Origin of the sequence: Pelomonas sp. Root1444 (assembly GCF_001426885.1) — a bacterium.
Taxonomy (GTDB): Bacteria; Pseudomonadota; Gammaproteobacteria; order Burkholderiales; family Burkholderiaceae_C; genus Pelomonas.
Genome location: NZ_LMFP01000028.1, coordinates 793,115 through 813,281, shown reverse-complemented (window position 1 = coordinate 813,281; position 20,167 = coordinate 793,115). Strand labels below are relative to the sequence as shown.

Below are 20,167 nucleotides of genomic sequence, written 5' to 3'. Positions count from 1 at the left end.
AGTGCCGCCAGAATGAAAGCATGCTCGAACACCTGAAACCCGCTGACAGCCGGCGCCTTTATCACCAGATTGCCGATCAGCTGCGCGAATTGATCCGCAATGGCAGCTTCGACATCGGCAGCCGGCTGCCGCCGGAGCGCGAGCTGGCCCATCAACTCGGCGTGTCGCGGCCGTCGGTGCGCGAGGCGTTGATCGCGCTGGAGATCGCTGGCTGCGTGGAGGTCCGCATGGGCGCGGGCATTTTCGTGCGCGGCACGGGGGACGCGGCGGCGACGGCCGGCCTGGGCGAAAGCCCGCTGGAGCTGATGCGGGCCCGCATCGTCGTGGAGGGCGGGCTCGTCACCCAGGCCTGCGCGCGCGCCACGCCTGCGGGGCTGGCAGCGGTGCGCGAGGCGCTCAACGCGATGCGCGACGCGATGGCCGCCGGCCGGCCCGGGCTGGATGCTGACCGGCGCTTCCACCTCGCCGTGGCGGCCATGGCCGGCAACTCGGTGCTGGAGCGGCTGGTGGGCGAGCTTTTCAACGGCCGCTACAGCCCGATGTCGCTGCAGCTCAGCGCCTTCGCCGACACGCACCAGAACTGGCACGAGGCGCTGCGTGAGCACGAGCGCATCCTCCAGGCTCTGGAGGCGCACGACACGCTGGCTGCCGAGACGGCGATGCGCTCGCACCTGCTGAATGCGCAGGAGCGCTGGGCGGGCGACGCGCTCGCCAGCTGAGCAGGGGCTCAGGGCAGCGGTATGGCCTCGATCATGGCCCGCACCTGCTCGCGCGCACCGCGGCCCGCGCCGGCACGGGGCTGCAGGCGGTGGGCGATGGTCTGCGGCAGGATGGCCTGGATGTCGTCGGGCGAGACGTAGTCGCGCCCCTGCAGCAGGGCCCGCGCACGGCCGGCGCGCAGCACTGCCAAGCCGGCGCGCGGTGACAGGCCTTCGACGAACCACTGCCCCGAGCGCGTTGCGGCGATGAGGGCCTGCAGGTAGTCCAGCAGCGGCGGCGCGGCGTGGATGGCCTTCACGGCGGCCTGGGCCTCCAGCAGTTCTGCCGGCGTCATGACCGCCTTCAGCACGCGCAGTTGCTCGCGGCTGTCCTGGCCGGTCAGCAGTTCGCGCTCGGCGGCGGCGTCGGGGTAGCCCAGCGAGATGCACATCAGGAAGCGGTCCAGCTGCGACTCCGGCAGCGGGAAGGTGCCCAATTGCTCGCTGGGGTTCTGCGTCGCGATGACGAAGAAGGGCGCAGGCAGCGGGTGGCTGATGCCCTCGATGCTGACCTGGTGCTCCTCCATCGCCTCCAGCAGCGCGCTCTGCGTCTTGGGGCCGGCGCGGTTGATCTCATCGGCCAGCAGCACCTGCGCGAACACCGGGCCGGGGTGGAAGGCGAAGCCGTTCTTCTCGCGCTCATAGACGGACACGCCGAGCAGGTCGCTGGGCAGCAGGTCGGCCGTGAACTGCAGGCGCGAGAACTTCAGGCCCAGCGAGATGGCCAGCGCATGCGCCAGCGTGGTCTTGCCGACGCCGGGCAGGTCTTCGATGAGCAGGTGGCCGCCCGCGATCAGGCAGGCCAGCGAATCGGCGATCTGCGCCGGCTTGCCCTTGATGACCGTGCTAATCTGGTTTTGCAGGGACTGCAGTTGCCCCGCGAGCGTTCGTGATTGCGTTGTCGTCATGGGCGCGACCATATCAAGAGACATGCCCACCGCCTACTTCAATCCCCCCGAGTGCCGCCGCCATGACATGGGCGAAGGCCACCCCGAGTGCCCCGACCGCCTGGCGGCCATCGATGACTGGCTGATCGCCTCGGGCGTCGCGCCCGCGCTGGAATACGTTGACGCCGCGGCGGTCGACCTGAAGGACGTGGAGCTTGCCCACACGCACGGCTATGTCGCGGAGATCGGTGCCCTGTTGCGCGACTGCGAGGCCAAGGGCGAGCGGCGCGCCGTCGACCCCGACACGCTAGCCAACGCCCACACCTGGCGGGCCGCGCTGCATGCCGCGGGCGCGGCGGTGCAGGCGACGGACCTCGTCATCGACGGCCGCGCCGACAACGCCTTCTGCTCAGTTCGCCCGCCCGGCCACCACGCGACGCGCGACCAGAGCATGGGCTTTTGCTTCTTCAACAATGTGGCCATCGCAGCCCGCCATGCGCTGGACCGCCGCGGCCTCAAGCGCGTGGCCATCGTCGACTTCGACGTGCACCACGGCAACGGCACCGAGGACATCATTGCCGGCGACGACCGCGTGCTGATGGTCAGCCTGTTCCAGCATCCGCTCTATCCGTACAGCGGTGCGGTCCCGAAGGGGACCAACATGGTCAACGTGCCGCTGCCGGCCTACACGCGTGGCGCCGAGGTGCGCGAGATCGTCGAGGCCATGTGGCTGCCGGCGCTGGAGCGCTTCAAGCCGCAGATGATCTTCATCTCGGCCGGCTTCGACGCCCACCGCGACGACGACCTGGGCCAGCTCGGCCTGGTCGAGGCCGACTACGAGTGGCTGACGCTCAAGATCAAGGACGTGGCCGACCGTCACGCCCAGGGCCGCATCGTGTCGGTGCTGGAGGGCGGCTACAACCTGCACGCGCTGGCGCGCAGCGTGGGCGTGCACCTGCGCGTGCTGGCCGACCTTTGAACCTCGTTGCCTGCCCGCGGCCGCCGGCCCGCCGCGGCCCGTGTCTCTTATGAATCCGATGCATCAACCTTTGAGCCTGAACGAACTGCGGGCCTTGCTCGGCCGTGTCTTCAGCATGGACGCGCTGGCCGAATGGGGCCTGCTGCTGGGCTGCCTGGCGCTGGCGGCCCTGCTGAGCTGGGCGCTGTCGCGGGCCGTCACCCGCCGCGGGAACAGCGTGCTGTTCGGCGAGCGCGTGCTGGACGGCGCGCTCTTCCCGTTGCTGGCGCTGGCGCTGGCATTCGGTGTGCGCCGGCTGCTTCCGCTGTGGGGGCTGGCGCCGGCGCTGTTCAAGCTGGCGCTGCCGGTGCTGGTGTCGTTGGCTGTCATCCGCGTCATCGCGCGGGTGCTGGCCGCCGCGTGGCCCAACTCCGCACCGATACGGCTGGTCGAGCGCATCGGCTCCTGGGCCGTCTGGCTGGGCGCGGTGCTGTGGATCACCGGCCTGCTGCCCGTCATCCTGGATGAGCTGGACGACATCGGCTGGAAGTTCGGCACCGTCAAGCTGACGTTGCGAAACCTCATCGAGGGTGGCCTGACGGCGGCGCTGGTGCTGGTGGTGGCCCTGTGGATCTCGGCTGCCATCGAGTCGCGGCTGCTGCGGCGGGAGTCGATGGACCTGTCCATGCGCAAGATCGCGGCCAGCGCCATCCGCGCGCTGCTGCTTTTCGTGGGCCTGCTGTTCGCGCTGTCCGCGGCCGGCATCGACCTGACGGCGCTCGGCGTGCTGGGCGGTGCGCTGGGCGTGGGCCTGGGCTTCGGCCTGCAGAAGCTGGCGGCCAACTACGTCAGCGGCTTCGTCATCCTGGCCGAGCGGAGCCTGCGCATCGGCGACATGGTGAAGGTCGACGGTTTCGAGGGCCGCGTGACCGACATCAAGACGCGCTACACGGTGATCCGCTCGCTGGGCGGCAAGGAAGCCATCGTGCCCAACGAGATGCTGATCACCCAGCGCGTCGAGAACTCGTCGCTGGCCGACCCGCGCGTGCTGCTGTCCACCATCGTGCAGGTGGATTACGACTGCGACGTGGACGTCGTCATGAAGACGCTGACGGAGGCGCTCGCCAAGGTGCCGCGCGTGTTGAGCGACCCCGGCCCTGCGGTGCAGCTGACCCGCTTCGCCGACAGCGGGCTGGAGCTGACCGTGCACTTCTGGATCATGGACCCCGAGAACGGCAGCGGCGGCGTGCGCTCCGACGTGAACCTGGCGATCTTGCAGACGCTCAAGCGGCTGGGGGTCGATATTCCCTATCCGCAGCAGGTGCAGCGCCAGCCGAGGTCGACACAGGCCGCGTCGGGGAGCCCGCTGGCGCCGTGATCGCTCAGAAGTCGGCGTCCAGCACGACCCGGTAACGTGCCTTGCCGCTGCGCAGGTGGTCCAGCGCGTCGTTGACGCGGCTCATCGGGAAGCGTTCCACCTGCGGCAGGATCTGGTGCCGCGCCGAGAACTGCAGCATCGTCGCCAGCACCGACGGCGGCGGCGTGGGCGAGGCGGACAGGCCCTTCTGCCAGCTCAGCAGGCCGCCGCTCTTGACGCTCAGTGCATCGGTCACGACGCCCACCAGATGCATGCGGCCCTTGGGTGCCAACGTGCCGATCAGCGCGTCCCAGTTCAATGCGGCGCCAACGGTGATGAGCAGGAAGTCCAGGCTGCCCGCTGCGGCCTTCAGCTCGGCCTTGTCGACGCTGGACAGCGTCCTGTGGGCGCCGAGTGCCAGCGCTTCGTCGCGCTTGGAGGGCGACGACGTGAAGGCCGTCACCTCGCAGCCCCAGGCGCGCGCGAACTTGACGGCGATGTGACCCAGGCCGCCGATGCCGACGACGCCGACGCGATCCGTCGGCTTGATGGCGTGCAGCACGAAGGGCAGGAACACCGTGCCGCCGCCGCACATCAGCGGGCCGGCGGCGGCGGGGTCGAGCGCGTCGGGCAGCGGGATGGCCCAGCTCCAGTGGGCACGCAGGCGGTCGGCGAAGCCGCCGTGGCGGCCGATCAGCGTCGGCTGGCGTTGGCCGCACAGGTGCTGCTCACCGCCGAGGCAGAAGTTGCAATGCGTGCAGCTGCCGCTGTGCCAGCCCACGCCGACGCGCTGGCCGATCTGCCGGCCCTTGGCATGTGGGCCAAGGGCCGTGATGCGGCCGACGACCTCGTGGCCGGGGACGACGGGATAGCTGGCCGGGAACCACTCGCTGTCGATCATGGCCAGGTCGGAGTGGCAGATGCCGCAGTGCTCGACGGTGATCTCGACGTCCTCGTCGCCCAGCGGGCCGGGGTCGAATTCGAACGGCTGCAACGGGCCGCCGGCGGTGTGGGCAGCGTAGGCGCGGATGTTGGGCATGAGGGGTCCTACTGAAGCGGATGGGTCTTGAAAAATTGCCAGATCTCGTGGGTCGCGTCGATCTCGGCGCGGGGCCAGACGTGGCCCATGCCGTCGATGCGCAGCAGCCGCACCTCGGCGCCGCTGGCGCAGCCCGCATAGCGGACGATGTGTGCCGGCCACGGTGGGTCTTGCTGCATCAGCTTGGGCTCGCAGCGGTTGTGTGATGCCCAGCCGGCCAGGGCCTCGGGCACGCTCTCCACCCATTCGGCACCGCGGTCGCCGTGGCCTTCGTACGGGTTGGTCGTGTCCGCCAGGCCATGCACGGTGAGCACCGGCACCGCGCGGCCGGGGCAGGGCCCCGTCCAGCGCAACCCGCCCACGGGCGCGATCGACGCGATGCGGTGGTTCAGCCGGCAGCCGAGCAGCGATGACATGCGACCACCGCCCGAGAAGCCGGTGGCATGGACGCGAGCCGGGTCGATGCAGGTGCGCGCGGCGACGTGGTCGATGACGTCGGACACGTACTGCACGTCGTCGGCGCGGCCGTTCGTGACCGGGACGTTCCAGCGCGCGTCCTCGGCCTGCAGCGAGGCGACCGCGAAGCCCTCGCGTGCCGCCAGCGCCTCCATGCCGCTGGTCTTGGCCTGACCCGCGGCATTGCCGCCCGAGCCGTGCAGGTCCAGCACCAGCGGTAATTGCGCCCGGCCCGCGACGGCGGCCGGTACGAAGAGTCGATAGCTGCGCGTTCGGCCGCCCGAGGTCAGCTCGCGCGTCTCGCCGGGCACCGGTGCGAGCGTGCAGGCGGTGGGCGGTGTTTCAGCTCTTGCCTGTGGCGCCAGCGCGCACAGCGCGAACAGGACGGCGATGACAGCAAACGGGCGCACGTGGAGTCCCTCCGAAGCGCGGCAGCTTACCGCCGGTCGTTCGTGGGCCGGCGTCAGGCGACGTCGTGGCCGTAGATGATGAAGCCGTCGTGGCGCGCCAGCTTGTCGTACAGCGCGCGGGCGGTGGCGTTGGTGGTGTGCGTCTGCCAGTAGACGCGCCGGCCGCCGGCCTGGCGCACGGCCGCGTAGACGGCCTCGATCAGCGCGCGCCCCACGCCGCGGCCGCGCGATTCGGGTGTCGTGAACAGGTCCTGCAGGTAGCAGGTCGGCTCGATGCGCGTCGTGCTGCGGTGGAAGAGGAAGTGCACCAGGCCCAGCAACCGGCCGTCGTCACCGACCGCGACGAGCGCGTGAAGCGGCTCGTAGGCGTCGAAGAAGCGCGCCCACGTCATGTCGGTGATGGCGGCCGGCAGCGCGGTCTCACCTGCGCGGCCGTAGAAGGCGTTGTAGCCGTCCCAGAGCGGCTGCCAGGCGGCGCGGTCGTTGGTTTGGAGAGGGCGGACTTGGATCATGTCGGGTGGTCGTGATGACCACCCGATTGTGCGGGGCTCAGGCGGTGGCGACGGGGATGCTGACGGCCTTGCCCGAGGCGATCCGCTGCTTCCACTCGGCCGGGCCGGTGATGTGGGCGCTGGTGCCGTTGGCATCGACCGCCACGGTGACGGGCATGTCGACGACGTCGAACTCGTAGATGGCTTCCATGCCCAGGTCCTCGAAGCCGACGACCTTGGCGCCCTTGATGGCCTTGCTGACGAGATAGGCGGAACCGCCCACGGCCATCAGGTAGGCGCTCTTGTGGTTCTTGATCGATTCGATGGCGACCGGGCCGCGCTCGGCCTTGCCCACCATGGCGATCAGGCCGGTCTTGGCCAGCATCATGTCGGTGAACTTGTCCATGCGCGTCGCGGTGGTGGGGCCGGCCGGGCCGACGACCTCGTCGCGCACCGGGTCCACCGGGCCGACGTAGTAGATGACGCGGTTGGTGAAGTCCACGGGCAACTGTTCGCCCTTGGCCAGCATGTCCTGGATGCGCTTGTGGGCGGCGTCGCGGCCGGTCAGCATCTTGCCGTTCAGCAGCAGCGTGTCGCCGGGCTTCCAACTCGCGACTTCAGCCGGTGTCAGCGCATTGAGGTCGACGCGCTTGCTCTTGTTGTAGTCGGGCGCCCAGTGCACATCGGGCCACAGGTCCAGGCTCGGTGCCTCGAGGTAGCTGGGGCCGCTGCCGTCCAGCACGAAGTGCGCATGGCGCGTGGCCGCGCAGTTCGGGATCATCGCGATGGGCTTGCTGGCGGCGTGGGTCGGGAAGGTCTTGATCTTCACGTCCAGCACGGTCGTCAGGCCGCCCAGGCCCTGCGCGCCGATGCCCAAGGCGTTGACCTTCTCGTACAGCTCGATGCGCAGCTCTTCGAGCTTGTTCTGCGGGCCGCGCTGCAGCAGCTCGTACATGTCGATGTCTTCCATCAGCGCTTGCTTGGCCAGCAGGGCGGCCTTCTCGGCCGTGCCGCCGACGCCGATGCCCAGCATGCCCGGCGGGCACCAGCCGGCGCCCATGGTCGGCACGGTCTTCAGCACCCAGTCGACGATGTCGTCGCTGGGGTTGAGCATGTAGACCTTGCTCTTGTTCTCCGAGCCGCCGCCCTTGGCCGCGACGATGACGTCCACCGTGTTGCCGGGCACCACCTCCATCTGCACGACGGCGGGTGTGTTGTCCTTGGTGTTCTTGCGGGCAAAGATGGGGTCGTCCAGCACGGACGCGCGCAGCTTGTTGTCGGGGTTGAGATAACCCTGGCGCACGCCTTCGTTGATGGCGTCCTCGATGCTGCCGCTAAAGCCCTCCCAGCGCACGTCCATGCCGATCTTCAGGAAGACGTTGACGATGCCGGTGTCCTGGCAGATGGGCCGGCGGCCTTCCGCGCACATGCGGCTGTTGGTGAGGATCTGGGCGATCGCGTCCTTGGCCGCGGGCGAGGCCTCGCTCTCGTAGGCGCGGGCCAGGTGGGCGATGTAGTCGGCCGGGTGGTAGTACGAGATGTACTGCAGGGCGGCGCTAACGCTGTCGATGAGGTCTTGCTGGCGGATGGTGGTCATGTGGCGAAGCAGGCGGGATTCGGGCGGGCGGAATTATCGATGGGCTCAGGGATGGCCGGGGTTCTCGTGCTGGCTATGCTGAAAGCCAACCCGTCCTTCGTGAGAACCGTCATGAGCAGCAGCACCCGCATCGAGCGCGACACTTTCGGCCCCATCGAGGTGCCGGCCGACAGGCTATGGGGCGCGCAGACGCAGCGCTCGCTGCAGAACTTCGACATCTCCGGCGAGCGCCAGGCGCCGGAACTGATCCGCGCGCTGGCGCGGGTCAAGCGGGCATCGGCGGTCATCAACCAGGCGCTGGGCCTGCAGGACGCGAAGAAGACCGAGGCCATCGTGGCGGCGGCGGACGAGGTCATCAGCGGCCTGCATGTGGACGAGTTCCCGCTCGTGGTCTGGCAGACGGGCTCGGGCACGCAGACCAACATGAACGTCAACGAGGTGCTGGCCAACCGCGCCAGCGAGCTGCTGGGTGGCGAACGCGGGGAAGGGCGCCTGGTGCACCCCAACGACGACGTGAACCGCAGCCAGAGCAGCAACGACGTCTTCCCGACCGCCATGCACGTGGCGGCGGTGCAGGCGCTGCAGGAGCGCCTGCTGCCACCGCTGCAGGCCTTGCGCACGACGCTGCAGCAAAAGGCCGAGGCCTATGACGACATCGTCAAGATCGGCCGCACGCACCTGCAGGACGCGACGCCGCTGACGCTGGGGCAGGAGATCTCCGGCTGGGTCGCGCAGCTGGCGCACGGCGAGCGTCACGTGCTGGCCGCCCTGCCGCATCTGTACGAACTGGCGCTGGGCGGCACGGCGGTGGGCACGGGGCTGAACGCCCCCAAGGGCTATGCCGAAGCTGTCGCTGCCGAGCTGGCGCGGCTCACGGGCCATCCGTTCGTGACGGCACCGAACAAGTTCGAGGCGATGGCGTCCTGCGACGCCCTCGTGCACGCCCACGGCGCGCTGAAGACGCTGGCCGCCAGCCTGACCAAGATCGCCAACGACGTGCGCTGGCTGGCCAGCGGCCCGCGCAGTGGCATCGGCGAGATCAGCATCCCGGAGAACGAGCCAGGCTCGTCCATCATGCCGGGCAAGGTCAACCCAACGCAGAGCGAGGCGGTGACGATGCTGGCCGCGCAGGTCATGGGCAACGACGTGGCCATCAACATCGGCGGCGCGTCGGGCAACTTCGAGCTGAACGTGTTCCGCCCCATGGTCATGCACAACTTTTTGCAGAGCGTGCGGCTGCTGGCGGACGGCATGGCCAGCTTCAACAGGCATTGCGCCGCGGGCATCGAGCCCAACGAGGCGCGCATCGCCGAGCTTGTGGAGCGCTCGCTGATGCTTGTGACGGCGCTGAACCCCCACATCGGCTATGACAAGGCCGCGCAGATTGCCAAGAAGGCCCACAAGGACGGCAGCAGCCTGCGCGAGGCGGCGCTGGCGCTGGGCCATGTGACGGCCGAGCAGTTCGATGCGTGGGTGGTGCCGGGGCAGATGGTCGGGCGCTGAGGGCGCCGCTGCCCTAGTGCTTGCCGTGATCGGCCGAGGCCAGCAGCTTGTCCGTGTAGGCAATCGCCATCGCCGACAGCAGGAAGGCGACGTGGATGATGGTCTGCCACATCAGCGTCTGCTCCTTGTAGTTGTCGGCATTGATGAAGGTCTTCAGCAGGTGGATGGAGCTGATGCCGATGATGGCCGTGGCCAGCTTGACCTTCAGCACCGAGGCGTTGACGTGGCTCAGCCACTCGGGCTGGTCGGGGTGGCCGTCCAGGTCCATGCGTGACACGAAGGTCTCGTAGCCGCCGACGATGACCATGATCAGCAGGTTGGAGATCATCACCACGTCGATCAGGCCGAGCACGACCAACATCAGGATGGTCTCGTTGAGCTTGCCCAGGGCCTCGCCCTTGTAGCCAATGCTCTTGACCAGGATTTCCAGCGCATGCTGATCGCCGAACGCCGCCTCGATCAAATGCACCAGCTCGGTCCAGAACTGGAAGACATAGACGGCTTGCGCCAGGATCAAACCCAGGTAGAGCGGCAACTGCAGCCAGCGGCTGGCAAAAATCAGGCGGGGCAGGGGGCGAAGCTGGGGATCGTTGGGCATGTAGGGAGACCGAGCAGAATTGGTGGAAATTCTAGGCGGCGTGAGTGACTGCTCGGCGTCAGGGCATCGTCAGTCGTCCCAAGCACAGTCCGCGCCAAGCAACATCAGGAGACAAGCCATGAGTACGCTGAACACCTACGCGCCCAGCCCCGAGTGGGTGGCCAATGCCCACGTGAAGGGGGAGGCCGGCTACGCGGCACTGGTGGCCGAGGCCGACAAGGACTACGCCGGCTATTGGGCCCGCCTGGCGCGCGAACTGCTGAGCTGGCAGACGCCGTTCACCAAGACGCTGAATGACAGCGACGCACCCTTCTTCAAGTGGTTCGAGGACGGCAAGCTCAATGTCTCCTACAACTGCCTGGACCGCCATGTGGAGGCCGGCAAGGGCGACAAGACGGCGCTGATCTTCGAGGCCGACGACGGCACCGTGACCCGCGTCACCTATGCCGAGCTGCTGGCCAAGGTCTGCCAGCTGGCCAACGCGCTGAAGGGCCGCGGCATCCAGAAGGGCGACCGCGTCGTCATCTACATGCCCATGTCGGTCGAGGGTGTGGTGGCGATGCAGGCCTGCGCCCGCATTGGCGCGACGCACTCTGTCGTCTTCGGCGGCTTCTCGGCCCAGAGCCTGCGCGACCGCGTGCAGGATGCCGGCGCGGTCGCGCTGATCTGCGCCGACGAGCAGATGCGCGGCGGCAAGGCACTGGCGCTGAAGGCCATCGTCGACGAGGCGCTGGAAGGCGGCGCCTGCCCGACGCTGAAGGACGTCATCGTCTACAAGCGCACCGGCGGCAACGTCAGCTGGATGGACGGTCGCGATGTGTGGCTGCATGACCTGATGTCGGCCGAGTCGACGAGCTGCACGCCCGAGTGGGTCGAGGCCGAGCACCCGCTGTTCCTGCTCTACACCTCCGGCTCCACCGGCAAGCCCAAGGGCGTGCAGCACAGCACCGGCGGCTACCTGCTGCACGCGGCGCTGACGACCAAGTGGACCTTCGACCTGAAGGACGACGACATCTTCTGGTGCACGGCCGACATCGGCTGGGTCACCGGCCACACCTACATCACCTACGGCCCGCTGGCACTGGGCGGCACGGAGATCGTCTTCGAGGGCGTGCCCACCTACCCGGACGCCGGTCGCTTCTGGCAGATGATCCAGAAGCACAAGGTCACGATCTTCTACACGGCGCCGACGGCGATCCGCTCGCTGATCAAGGCCGCCGAGAGCAACGAGGCCGTGCACCCCAAGCGCTACGACCTGAGCAGCCTGCGCCTGTTGGGCTCGGTGGGCGAGCCCATCAACCCGGCCGCCTGGGAGTGGTACCACGAGCATGTGGGCGGCAAGCGCTGCCCGATCGTCGACACGTTCTGGCAGACCGAGACCGGCGGCCACATGATCACGCCGCTGCCGGGCGTGACGACGCTGGTGCCGGGCTCCTGCACGCTGCCTTTCCCGGGCATCACGGCGGCCATCGTCGACGAGACCGGCAACGACGTTCCCAACGGCCAGGGTGGCATCCTGGTCGTCAAGAAACCGTGGCCCTCGATGATCCGCACGATCTACGGCGACCCGGAGCGTTTCAAGAAGAGCTACTACCCGCCCGAGCTCAAGGGTTACTACCTGGCCGGCGACGGTGCCATCCGTGACGCCGAGACGGGCTACTTCACCATCACCGGCCGCATCGACGACGTGCTGAACGTGTCGGGCCACCGCATGGGCACGATGGAGATCGAGTCGGCGCTGGTCAGCTGCACCGAGCTGGTGGCCGAGGCGGCGGTCGTGGGCCGCCCGGACGACACCACCGGCGAGGCCATCTGCGCCTTCGTCGTGCTCAAGCGCCCGCGTCCCAGCGGCGACGAGGCCAAGGCGATTGCCAAGCAGCTGCGCGACCACGTGGCCAAGGAGATCGGCCCCATCGCCAAGCCCAAGGACATCCGCTTCGGCGACAACCTCCCCAAGACGCGTTCGGGCAAGATCATGCGGCGTCTGCTGCGTTCGGTCGCCAAGGGCGAGTCGGTGACGCAGGACACGTCGACCTTGGAGAACCCGGCCATCCTGGAACAGTTGGGCCAGGCTTACTAGCCTGGACCGGCTGTTCCAGGCCGCGTGCAGCGCAGCCGGAGGCCGGAGCGATCCTTGGCAATTGCGTCAGGCCTGTAACGGCAGGCGCTCTGCCAAGGCCTGCCCGAGACCCGATGCCAGTCAGCTCAGCCCTGACTGGCATTTTTTTGCGCGGATGTCTGCGGGCGGTGCCGCCGGGAAGGAGCGATCGGGCCTCGCATGGCAACCGCCGTGGCGCACCGCCTTGCGCCCGTGTTCGCGTGAGAAATCTCATGAACGACATGTGCCGGGTGTATCGGTCTGTGAGAGTGGGGGCCTGCCGGGGCATGCGTCCCTAGACTCGCGGCTCGCGCGCTGGGCGCTGAAGAGGCAGACATGGTCCCGACCGTTGAGACACGACGCAACCCGTCGCTGAACACCTTTGCATGCCCGTCGTTGGCGCTGGACAGCGGCTTCGGTGGTTTGGAGGGCGACGCCCTCGAACTCGTCGAGCGCCGCTACGCCGACCGTGGGCTGCGTGTCACGCGCGAGCGCTACAACAGCCGCGATCAGGACGGCGACATCGTCTGCACGGCGCGCGATGGCGACGACATCGTCGGCACGTTGTCCGTGCGTTTCGACGGCGGCGGGGGCCTGCATGCCGACCTGCTGTTCGCCGCGGAGCTGGCCGATTGGCGCGCCGATGGCGTCAGGCTCTGCGAGTTCGGTGGCCTTGCCGTCGACAAGCATTCCCACGACCCCAGGCGCGTGCTGGCCCAGATCTTTCACCTCGGCTACCTGCACGCCCACCGGCGCGCCGGGTGCGACCGCCTGGTGATCGAGGTCAATCCCCGTCACGTGCCGTTCTACCGGCGCTGCCTCGGCCTGGTGCCGCACACGGCCGCGCGTCACAACCCGCGCGTCAAGGCGCCCGCAGTGTTGATGAGCATCGATTTCGCCACCGTGCGCGAGCAGATCGCGCTGTGGGGCGGTCGGCCCGAGTCACTTGGCTCGGCGCGCAGCCTTTATCCGCTGGCCTGGGACGAGGCGACGGAGACGACGATGCTGGCCCAACTGCCTGGCTGGCGCGCGAACTGAGGGTCATTTCGCGCGCTCCAGCCTTTCATCGGCTCATCAGACCAGGCCCTGCTTGGACGCCAGCACGGCCGCTTCGGCGCGGCTGCTGACGTTGAGCTTCTTGTAGATGCTCTTGATGTGGTCGTTGACCGTGAACCACTTGATGCCCATCAGGTTCGCGATCTCCTTGATCGTGAAACCCTTGCTCAGGTAGGTCAGCACTTCGCTTTCGCGCGGCGTCAGGCGCTCCCATTCGGGCGGCGGGTCCAGCGCCACGCCGCGGCTGTTGCTGAAGGGCGCGTGAGAGGAGGACAGCGAGCCGAAGCCCGAATTCAGCGGCATGGTGCCGCTGTCACTCGACGCGGGGCGGAAGTGCGACAGCAGCCGACGCGCAATGGCGGGCGACAGCGGCGGCTGGCCGCGCACGATGCGCTGGAGTTCTTCCACCAGCACTTCGAAGCGGTCTTCCTTGAGCAGATAGCCGTCCGCGCCGCACTGCAGCGCCGGGAAGAGGTGGTCGTCGTCGGAGTACAGCGTCGTGACGATCTTGATGGCCGCGGAGCCGGTGAGTTCGGCGAGGAACTCCATGCCGTTGCCGTCGGGCAGTTCAAGGTCGACGAGGATGAGCTTGAAGCCGCTTTCCGGCGCGCCACCCGCGAACTTGCCAACTTGGCGGCGTGCGTTCTCGAGATCGCCGACCTCGGTGATCTCCATCGCGTCGCTGAAGCTCTCTCGCACCACGCGGCAAAGGAAGCTGCGTGCAACGGGGTTGTCTTCGATGATGAGGACTTTGACGGTCATGGCGGGAGAGGCGCGGCGGCTGTCGATTTGACGGACGAATGTAGCGCACCATCCTGGACGTAACGGGACGAGACTGCGGGGGGGCACGCCCCCGTTTCAGGCTTCACGGTTGGTAAGAACTACCTTGCCCACCACCTCGCGTGCCGCCATGCGCGCGAAGGCTGCGGGCAATTCCTCCATGGGCAGCACGCGATCCAGCACCGGCTTGATCCTTCCCTCGGCATACCAGCCGGCCAACTGCCCCAGCATCTTGGCGTTGCGGGCCGGCTCGCGCTTGGCGAATTCGCCCCAGAACACACCGACCAACGAGGCGCCTTTCAATAACGCCAGATTCAGCGGCAGCGCCGGAATGGCGCCTTGTGCGAAGCCGATGACCAGGTAGCGACCACGCCAGGCGATGGAGCGGAAGGCGGCCTCGGCGAGGTCGCCGCCGACCGGGTCGTAGACGACGTCCGGACCCTTGCCCTGTGTGAGCGTCTTCAACTCGTCGCGGAGGTTCTGCGTCGCGTAGTTGATGGTGGCATCAGCACCCAGGGACTTGCAGGCGTTGCACTTGGCGTCGCTGCCCGCGGCTGCGATGACGCGGGCGCCAGCGGCCTTGGCGATCTGCAGGGCGGCCGTGCCGACACCGCCTGCCGCACCGAGGATGAGCACCGTCTCGCCGGCCTGCAGCGCAGCGCGGTCCATCAGCGCGTGATGGCTGGTTGCGTACGTGCAGATGAACGCGGCGGCGTCCTCGAAACTGAATGCATCGGGAAGCGGCATGGCCAGCATGGCCGGGATACAGACCTCGGTGGCGAAGCCACCCAGTCCGCCGAAGGCCGCGACACGCTGGCCGACGGCAAAGCCGTTCACACCCTCGGCGACCTCGGTGACGACGCCGGAGAACTCCGTGCCGGGCACGAACGGCAGAGGCGGCTTCATCTGGTACTTGTTCTGCACGATGAGCAGGTCGGGGAAGTTCAGGCTGGCCGCCTTGATCTGCACGCGGATCTGACCGGCGCCCAAGGCCGGCGCCGGTTCCTCGCGCCACTGCAAAGCTTCCACCCCCACCGGGTTTTCGCAGACCCATGCCTTCATCGTCGTCTCCTCGTTATTGAAGCGGCCATGATAGGAATCAAGGGGGTTACACCCGGTCTCACAGGTGACGCCCTCCCTACAATCCACACCCATGCGCATCCTCATTTCCAACGACGACGGCTACCTCGCTCCGGGCCTCGCCGCCCTCGTTAAAGCTTGCGAAGGTTTGGGCGAGATCGACGTCATCGCCCCCGAGCAGAACGCCAGCGGCACCTCCAATTCACTGACGCTGAACCGGCCGCTGAATGTGTACCGTGCCGCCAACGGATTCCGTTACGTCAGCGGCACGCCGTCCGATGGCGTGCACCTGGCCCTGACGGGCCTGCTGGGCTACCGGCCCGACTTGGTGCTCTCGGGCATCAACAACGGCGCCAACATGGGCGACGACACGCTCTACTCGGGCACCGTCGCCGCCGCCACCGAGGGCTACCTGTTCGGCATCCCGTCCATCGCCTTCTCGCAGGCCGAAAAGGGCTGGGGCGAGTTGGAGGCCGCGGCGCGCCTGGCCCGCAGCCTGGTGGAGCAGGTCATCGCCGGCGGCCTGGGCCAGGGCTTCCTGCTCAACGTCAACATCCCCAACCGGCCCGATGCCGACACGCTGCCGCGCCGCATCACGCGCCTGGGCCGGCGCCATGCCAGCGAAGGCATCATCGAGCAGGTCAACCCGCGTGGCGAGACCATCTACTGGATTGGCCCGGCCGGCGACGCCCGCGAGGCCGGCGAAGGCACGGATTTCCATGCGACGTCCAACGGCCAGGTCTCCATCACACCACTGCAGGTCGACCTGACCGACCACGCGCACCTGGGTGACTGGCGCCAGCGACTCCAGCTTCCATGAGCGTCAAGCGCTTCCCGGCGTCGCTGAAGTCAGGCATCGCGCCGCAGCGCGAGCTTTTGATGCCGCAGCGCCATCTGCACCAGGCCACCGTCGATGCGGCGCGGCTGGCGCGGCCCAGCGGCACCGGCCTGGACAGCGGGGCAGTGCGCCAGCGCATGGTGGGGCGGCTGCGCGCCGAGGGCAAGTTCGACGAGCGTGTGCTGGCCGCGATGGCCACGGTGCCCCGCCACGAGTTCGTCGACAGCGCGCTGGCAGCGCAGGCGTATGAAGACACGGCCCTGCCCATCGGCCATGGCCAGACCATCTCCAAGCCCTCCGTCGTGGCCCACATGTTGGGCCTCTTGATGGCGGGCAGCGGGGCGCGCCAGCGTGGCTCGCTGGGGCGGGTGCTGGAGATCGGCACCGGCTGCGGCTACCAGGCCGCGGTCATCGCGATGCTGGCGCGGCATCTCACGTCGATCGAGCGCCTGCAGGGCCTGCACGACAAGGCCAAGCTGAATCTGCAGCGCATCGTGCTGCCGCGCGCGCCGCGGCTGATCTGGGGTGACGGCCGCATCGGCCATGCCGCCAGCGGGCCTTTCGACAGCATCATCGCCGCAGCGGGCGGCGAGGACATTCCGCCCGCCTGGACGGAGCAATTGGCGCCGGGCGGCCGGCTGGTTGCGCCCACCGCGGCAGGCAGTCGCGGCCAGGTGCTGGTGGTGCTCGATCACGTCATCGACGGGGGCGTCAGCCGCTGGCTGCGCAGCGAGCACGAGGCCGTGCTGTTCGTCCCCCTAAAATCTGGCGTTGTCTGACGGGGCCGCAGGCGCACCGCGCCACACAATCGGGGCGGCCTTTCAACGTGGATCAGCCACACGATGCCCACTAGCTTGCGCCTAATTTTCGTCACCGTCACCACCTCGCTGCTGCTCAGCGCCTGCGGCACGTCGCTGCATCAGGCCCCCGTCGAGGATCGCAATCCCCAACCGCCCAAATCTGCCGCGCCAGCGCCGGCCGCAGCGTCTTCAGCGCCTGCGGTGGCCGAGGCCAAGCCGCTGCCGGGCATCGAAAACGCAGGCAAGCCCGGCTACTACACCGTCAAGCCCGGCGACGCGTTGATCCGCATTGCGCTGGACAACGGACAGACCTGGCGCGATGTGGCCAAGTGGAACAACCTCGACAACCCGAACCGCATCGAGGTCGGCCAGGTGCTGCGCATCCTGCCGCCAGGCGTTGATGCGAGCGCCGTGACGGCCAAGCCGATCGCGAGCGCGGCCAAGGTGGAGACCCGGCCGCTGGAGGCCAAGCCGCCGGGTGCCTCGGCGAGCGCCGCATCGCAACCTGCGCCAACCGCGGCACCGGCCAAGGAGTCGCCGAAGGAAGCGACGACCGACGACGACAACCTCGCCTGGGGTTGGCCCGTGACGCATCCCGTCACGGCGGGTTTTGACGAGCAGCGCAACAAGGGCCTGGACTTCGCCGGCAAGCCGGGCGACCCGGTGCTGGCTGTCGCCGATGGTCGCGTTGTTTACGCAGGTTCAGGCTTGCGCGGCTACGGCAACTTGGTCATCATCAAGCACAACAACACCTACCTGACGGCGTATGCCCACAACCGGGCGATGCTGGTCGAGCAGGATCAAGTCGTACGCAAAGGTCAGAGGATTGCCGAGATGGGTTCCACCGAGAGCGACACCGTGAAGCTGCACTTCGAAGTGCGCAAGCTCGGCAAACCCGTCGACCCGGCCAAGCTGCTGCCGTCGCGCTGAGAGCGCCCACGGCACATCCTCCTAACGGGCCAGCCACACGCCATGAAACGCGCTGCGCCCAAGACCAACGGCCATGACGGCGTGGCCCACGAGCCGGGCGTGCTGCTGTCGGCCATGAATGGCGGCGGCGCGGATGCCGAGCCCGGCCCCGAGGCGCCCGATGAAGACGTCCAGGTCCTGCGCAGCACGGGCGGGGAGGTGGAGCTGGGCAATGCGCTGCAGGCCTATCTGCGCGACATCCGCCGCACGCCGCTGCTGACGCCGCAGCAGGAGTTCGACACTGCACAGGCCGCGCGCGCGGGCGATTTCGACGCCCGCCAGGCCATGATCGAACACAACCTGCGCTTGGTCGTCAGCATTGCCAAGAACTATCTGGGCCGCGGGTTGCCGATGAGCGACCTCATCGAGGAAGGCAACCTCGGCCTGATGCACGCGATCAGCAAGTTCGAGCCGGAGAGAGGCTTCCGCTTCTCGACCTATTCGAGCTGGTGGATCCGCCAAAGCATCGAGCGCGCGCTGATGCACCAGGCCCGCCTCGTGCGCCTGCCGGTGCATATCGTGCGTGAGCTCAACCAGGTGCTGAAGGCGCGTCGCGCGCTGGAGGCGCTGCAAAGCGCCAGTGGCGCCGAGGGCCGCGTGCGGGCCGAGGACATCGCCCAGGCGCTGGGTCGGCCGGTCGACGAGGTGGCGGAGCTGCTGGCTTATGCCGAGCTGCCGAGTTCGCTGGATTCGCCGGTGGACCGCAACGGCGAGGGCGGCGAGTCGATGTTGGACCTCGTCGCCGACGACCAGGCCATCGACCCGATGGGCCTGCGCCTGTCGCATGAGGTCGAGCTGCTGCTGCAGCATGGCCTGGCGAGCCTGAACGATCGCGAGCGGGAGGTGCTGGCCGGTCGCTACGGCCTGTCGGATCGCGAGCCCGAGACGCTGGACGTGCTGGCCATCCGCTTGAAGCTGACGCGTGAGCGCATCCGCCAGATCCAGATCGAGGCGCTGGCGAAGTTGAAGCGCAACATGATGCGGCACGGCGTGGATCGGGACTCGATCTTCTGACGGGCTCTGGCCTGCCGGGATAATCCCGGCCCTATGACTCAGACAACGGATTGGCTCAAGGTCGAGAGCATCGAACTTGAGGCGCAGGGCGTGGCGCACAACGCCGAGGGCAAGGTGGTTTTCATCGACGGTGCCTTGCCAGGCGAGATCGTGAAGGCGCAGATCTCCCGCCGCAAGAACAACTGGGAGCAGGGCCAGCTCACCGACATCAAGAAGGAAAGCCCGCTGCGCGTGACGCCGGGCTGCCCGCATTTCGGCCTGCATGCCGGCGCCTGCGGCGGCTGCAAGATGCAACACCTGCATGCCGGCGCTCAAGTGGCCGTCAAGCAGCGCGTTGTCGAGGACAACCTCTGGCATCTCGGCAAGGTCAAGCCCGAGGTGATGCTGCGGCCCATCGAGGGCCCGACCTGGGGTTATCGGTACCGCGCGCGCTTCTCGGTGCGCTACGTCCAGAAGAAGGGCGTCGTGCTGATCGGCTTTCACGAGCGCAAGAGCCGCTACGTGGCCGACATGCAGGTCTGCAAGGTCGTGCCCAAGGTGGTCAGCGACCTGCTGATGCCGATGCGCGCGCTCATCATGGGCATGGCCGAGCGCGACCGGCTGCCGCAGATCGAACTGGCCATGGGCGACGAGGTCATCGCGTTGGTGCTGCGCCACCTGAACCCGCTGCCGGACGGTGACCTCGCGCTGCTGCGCGAGTTTGCTGCGAAGCACGGCGTGCAGTGGTGGCTGCAGCCCAAGGGGCCCGACACCGTCAGGCTGCTGGACGAAGGTGGCCCGCAGCTCGCCTACCGGCTGCCCGAGTTCGGCGTGACGATGCCGTTCAAGCCGACCGACTTCACGCAGGTCAATCCGCACATCAACGCGTCGCTTGTCGGCCGCGCGCTGCGCTTGCTGGCGGTCCAGCCGGGCGAGCGCGTCATCGACTGGTTCTGTGGCCTGGGCAACTTCACGTTGCCGCTTGCGACGCAGGCGCGCGAGGTGCTGGGCGTCGAGGGCAGCGAGACGCTGGTGCAGCGCTCGCGCGAGAACGCGGCGGCCAATGGCCTGGCGCACAAGACGAGCTTCGTCACGCGCAACTTGTTCGACATGACACCGGAGCTGCTGGCGGCCGATGGCGTCGCGGACCGCTGGCTCATCGACCCGCCGCGCGAAGGCGCTTTCGCGCTGGCCAAGGCGGTGGCCGACATCGCCCAGGACCCGTCGCTCGCACCGGGCTGGACGCCGCCCAAACGCATCGTCTACGTCAGCTGCAATCCGGCGACGCTGGCCCGCGACGCGGGCCTGCTCGTCAACGTGGCGGGCTACCGCTGCACGGCGGCGAGCGCCGTCAACATGTTCCCGCACACGGCCCACGTCGAGAGCATCGCCGTCTTCGACCGCTGAGCGGCCTGCGCAACCGGGCCACGCGCTGCGCCCGTCCGGTCTGCAGACAGCTGGCGCACGTCTCCGCGTAAGTCCGGGGTGCCGGCTGCGAC

The 20,167-nt window shown here is 68.3% G+C and carries 19 protein-coding genes; 11 read left to right on the top strand and 8 right to left on the bottom strand.

Annotated features, from left to right (window positions below; genetic code table 11):
• Positions 1 to 20: 20 nt before the first annotated feature.
• Entirely contained in the window at positions 21 to 719 is a 699-nt protein-coding gene (locus tag ASD35_RS21455; protein WP_056876964.1) for a FadR/GntR family transcriptional regulator, read from the top strand.
• Positions 720 to 727: 8 nt separating this feature from the next.
• Here the strand turns inward: ASD35_RS21455 and ASD35_RS21450 are convergent, their stop codons facing one another.
• Positions 728 to 1,666, bottom strand: coding sequence for a MoxR family ATPase (locus ASD35_RS21450; protein ID WP_056877468.1), 939 nt, complete (start codon positions 1,664 to 1,666; stop codon positions 728 to 730).
• Positions 1,667 to 1,688: 22 nt separating this feature from the next.
• Between ASD35_RS21450 and ASD35_RS21445 the strand changes: the two genes are divergently transcribed.
• Entirely contained in the window at positions 1,689 to 2,624 is a 936-nt protein-coding gene (locus ASD35_RS21445; protein ID WP_056876963.1) for a histone deacetylase family protein, read from the top strand.
• 58 nt (positions 2,625 to 2,682) lie between these two features.
• The gene (locus ASD35_RS21440; RefSeq protein ID WP_056876962.1) at positions 2,683 to 3,981 is read left to right on the top strand and encodes a mechanosensitive ion channel family protein; all 1,299 of its coding nucleotides are present in this window, start codon (positions 2,683 to 2,685) and stop codon (positions 3,979 to 3,981) included.
• A gap of 4 nt (positions 3,982 to 3,985) precedes the next feature.
• On the opposite strand, the gene ASD35_RS21435 is transcribed toward ASD35_RS21440, so the two are convergent.
• Genes ASD35_RS21435 through ASD35_RS21420 form a run of 4 tightly spaced genes read right to left on the bottom strand, consistent with a single transcriptional unit; the run spans position 3,986 to position 7,953 of the window.
• Positions 3,986 to 4,999: an NAD(P)-dependent alcohol dehydrogenase gene (locus ASD35_RS21435; protein WP_056876961.1), complete on the bottom strand. Its 1,014-nt coding sequence runs from the start codon at positions 4,997 to 4,999 to the stop codon at positions 3,986 to 3,988.
• Positions 5,000 to 5,007: 8 nt separating this feature from the next.
• The gene (locus ASD35_RS21430; RefSeq protein ID WP_056876960.1) at positions 5,008 to 5,865 is read right to left on the bottom strand and encodes a PHB depolymerase family esterase; all 858 of its coding nucleotides are present in this window, start codon (positions 5,863 to 5,865) and stop codon (positions 5,008 to 5,010) included.
• A 53-nt stretch (positions 5,866 to 5,918) separates the two neighbouring features.
• Positions 5,919 to 6,377 carry a GNAT family N-acetyltransferase gene (locus ASD35_RS21425; protein ID WP_056876959.1) on the bottom strand — a complete coding sequence of 153 codons (459 nt, stop codon included), beginning with the start codon at positions 6,375 to 6,377 and terminating at the stop codon, positions 5,919 to 5,921.
• Between the two features lie 37 nt (positions 6,378 to 6,414).
• Positions 6,415 to 7,953 (bottom strand): fumarate hydratase, encoded by a 1,539-nt coding sequence (locus ASD35_RS21420; protein WP_056876958.1) that lies wholly within the window; start codon positions 7,951 to 7,953, stop codon positions 6,415 to 6,417.
• Between the two features lie 111 nt (positions 7,954 to 8,064).
• Here ASD35_RS21420 and fumC point away from each other — a divergent pair, with 111 nt between their 5' ends.
• Positions 8,065 to 9,456: a class II fumarate hydratase gene (fumC, locus tag ASD35_RS21415; protein ID WP_056877467.1), complete on the top strand. Its 1,392-nt coding sequence runs from the start codon at positions 8,065 to 8,067 to the stop codon at positions 9,454 to 9,456.
• Between the two features lie 13 nt (positions 9,457 to 9,469).
• Here fumC and ASD35_RS21410 read toward each other — a convergent pair whose 3' ends face one another.
• On the bottom strand, positions 9,470 to 10,054 hold the full coding sequence (locus tag ASD35_RS21410; protein WP_056876957.1) for a TIGR00645 family protein: 585 nt from the start codon (positions 10,052 to 10,054) through the stop codon (positions 9,470 to 9,472).
• A gap of 118 nt (positions 10,055 to 10,172) precedes the next feature.
• Between ASD35_RS21410 and acs the strand changes: the two genes are divergently transcribed.
• Together acs and ASD35_RS21400 are read left to right on the top strand one after the other, a co-directional pair.
• A complete protein-coding gene (gene acs, locus ASD35_RS21405) occupies positions 10,173 to 12,134 on the top strand; it encodes an acetate--CoA ligase (protein ID WP_056876956.1) in 1,962 nt (653 codons plus the stop codon).
• Positions 12,135 to 12,488: 354 nt separating this feature from the next.
• Positions 12,489 to 13,190, top strand: a complete 702-nt coding sequence (locus ASD35_RS21400; protein ID WP_157275693.1) for a long-chain N-acyl amino acid synthase — start codon at positions 12,489 to 12,491, stop codon at positions 13,188 to 13,190.
• A gap of 36 nt (positions 13,191 to 13,226) precedes the next feature.
• Here the strand turns inward: ASD35_RS21400 and ASD35_RS21395 are convergent, their stop codons facing one another.
• Positions 13,227 to 13,970, bottom strand: coding sequence for a response regulator transcription factor (locus ASD35_RS21395; RefSeq protein WP_056876954.1), 744 nt, complete (start codon positions 13,968 to 13,970; stop codon positions 13,227 to 13,229).
• A gap of 96 nt (positions 13,971 to 14,066) precedes the next feature.
• Entirely contained in the window at positions 14,067 to 15,050 is a 984-nt protein-coding gene (locus ASD35_RS21390; protein WP_056876953.1) for an NADPH:quinone oxidoreductase family protein, read from the bottom strand.
• Between the two features lie 91 nt (positions 15,051 to 15,141).
• Here ASD35_RS21390 and surE point away from each other — a divergent pair, with 91 nt between their 5' ends.
• The 5 genes from surE to rlmD all read left to right on the top strand — a co-directional run bounded on the left by surE (position 15,142) and on the right by rlmD (position 20,075).
• Positions 15,142 to 15,888 carry a 5'/3'-nucleotidase SurE gene (surE, locus tag ASD35_RS21385; protein WP_056876952.1) on the top strand — a complete coding sequence of 249 codons (747 nt, stop codon included), beginning with the start codon at positions 15,142 to 15,144 and terminating at the stop codon, positions 15,886 to 15,888.
• Positions 15,885 to 16,685 carry a protein-L-isoaspartate(D-aspartate) O-methyltransferase gene (locus tag ASD35_RS21380; RefSeq protein WP_056876951.1) on the top strand — a complete coding sequence of 267 codons (801 nt, stop codon included), beginning with the start codon at positions 15,885 to 15,887 and terminating at the stop codon, positions 16,683 to 16,685. The genes surE and ASD35_RS21380 overlap by 4 nt, the downstream gene beginning before the upstream one ends.
• A gap of 63 nt (positions 16,686 to 16,748) precedes the next feature.
• A complete protein-coding gene (locus tag ASD35_RS21375; RefSeq protein WP_056876950.1) occupies positions 16,749 to 17,636 on the top strand; it encodes a peptidoglycan DD-metalloendopeptidase family protein in 888 nt (295 codons plus the stop codon).
• Positions 17,637 to 17,678: 42 nt separating this feature from the next.
• On the top strand, positions 17,679 to 18,689 hold the full coding sequence (rpoS, locus tag ASD35_RS21370) for an RNA polymerase sigma factor RpoS (RefSeq protein WP_082580330.1): 1,011 nt from the start codon (positions 17,679 to 17,681) through the stop codon (positions 18,687 to 18,689).
• A gap of 33 nt (positions 18,690 to 18,722) precedes the next feature.
• On the top strand, positions 18,723 to 20,075 hold the full coding sequence (gene rlmD, locus ASD35_RS21365) for a 23S rRNA (uracil(1939)-C(5))-methyltransferase RlmD (RefSeq protein WP_056876949.1): 1,353 nt from the start codon (positions 18,723 to 18,725) through the stop codon (positions 20,073 to 20,075).
• The last annotated feature ends 92 nt before the right edge of the window (positions 20,076 to 20,167 follow it).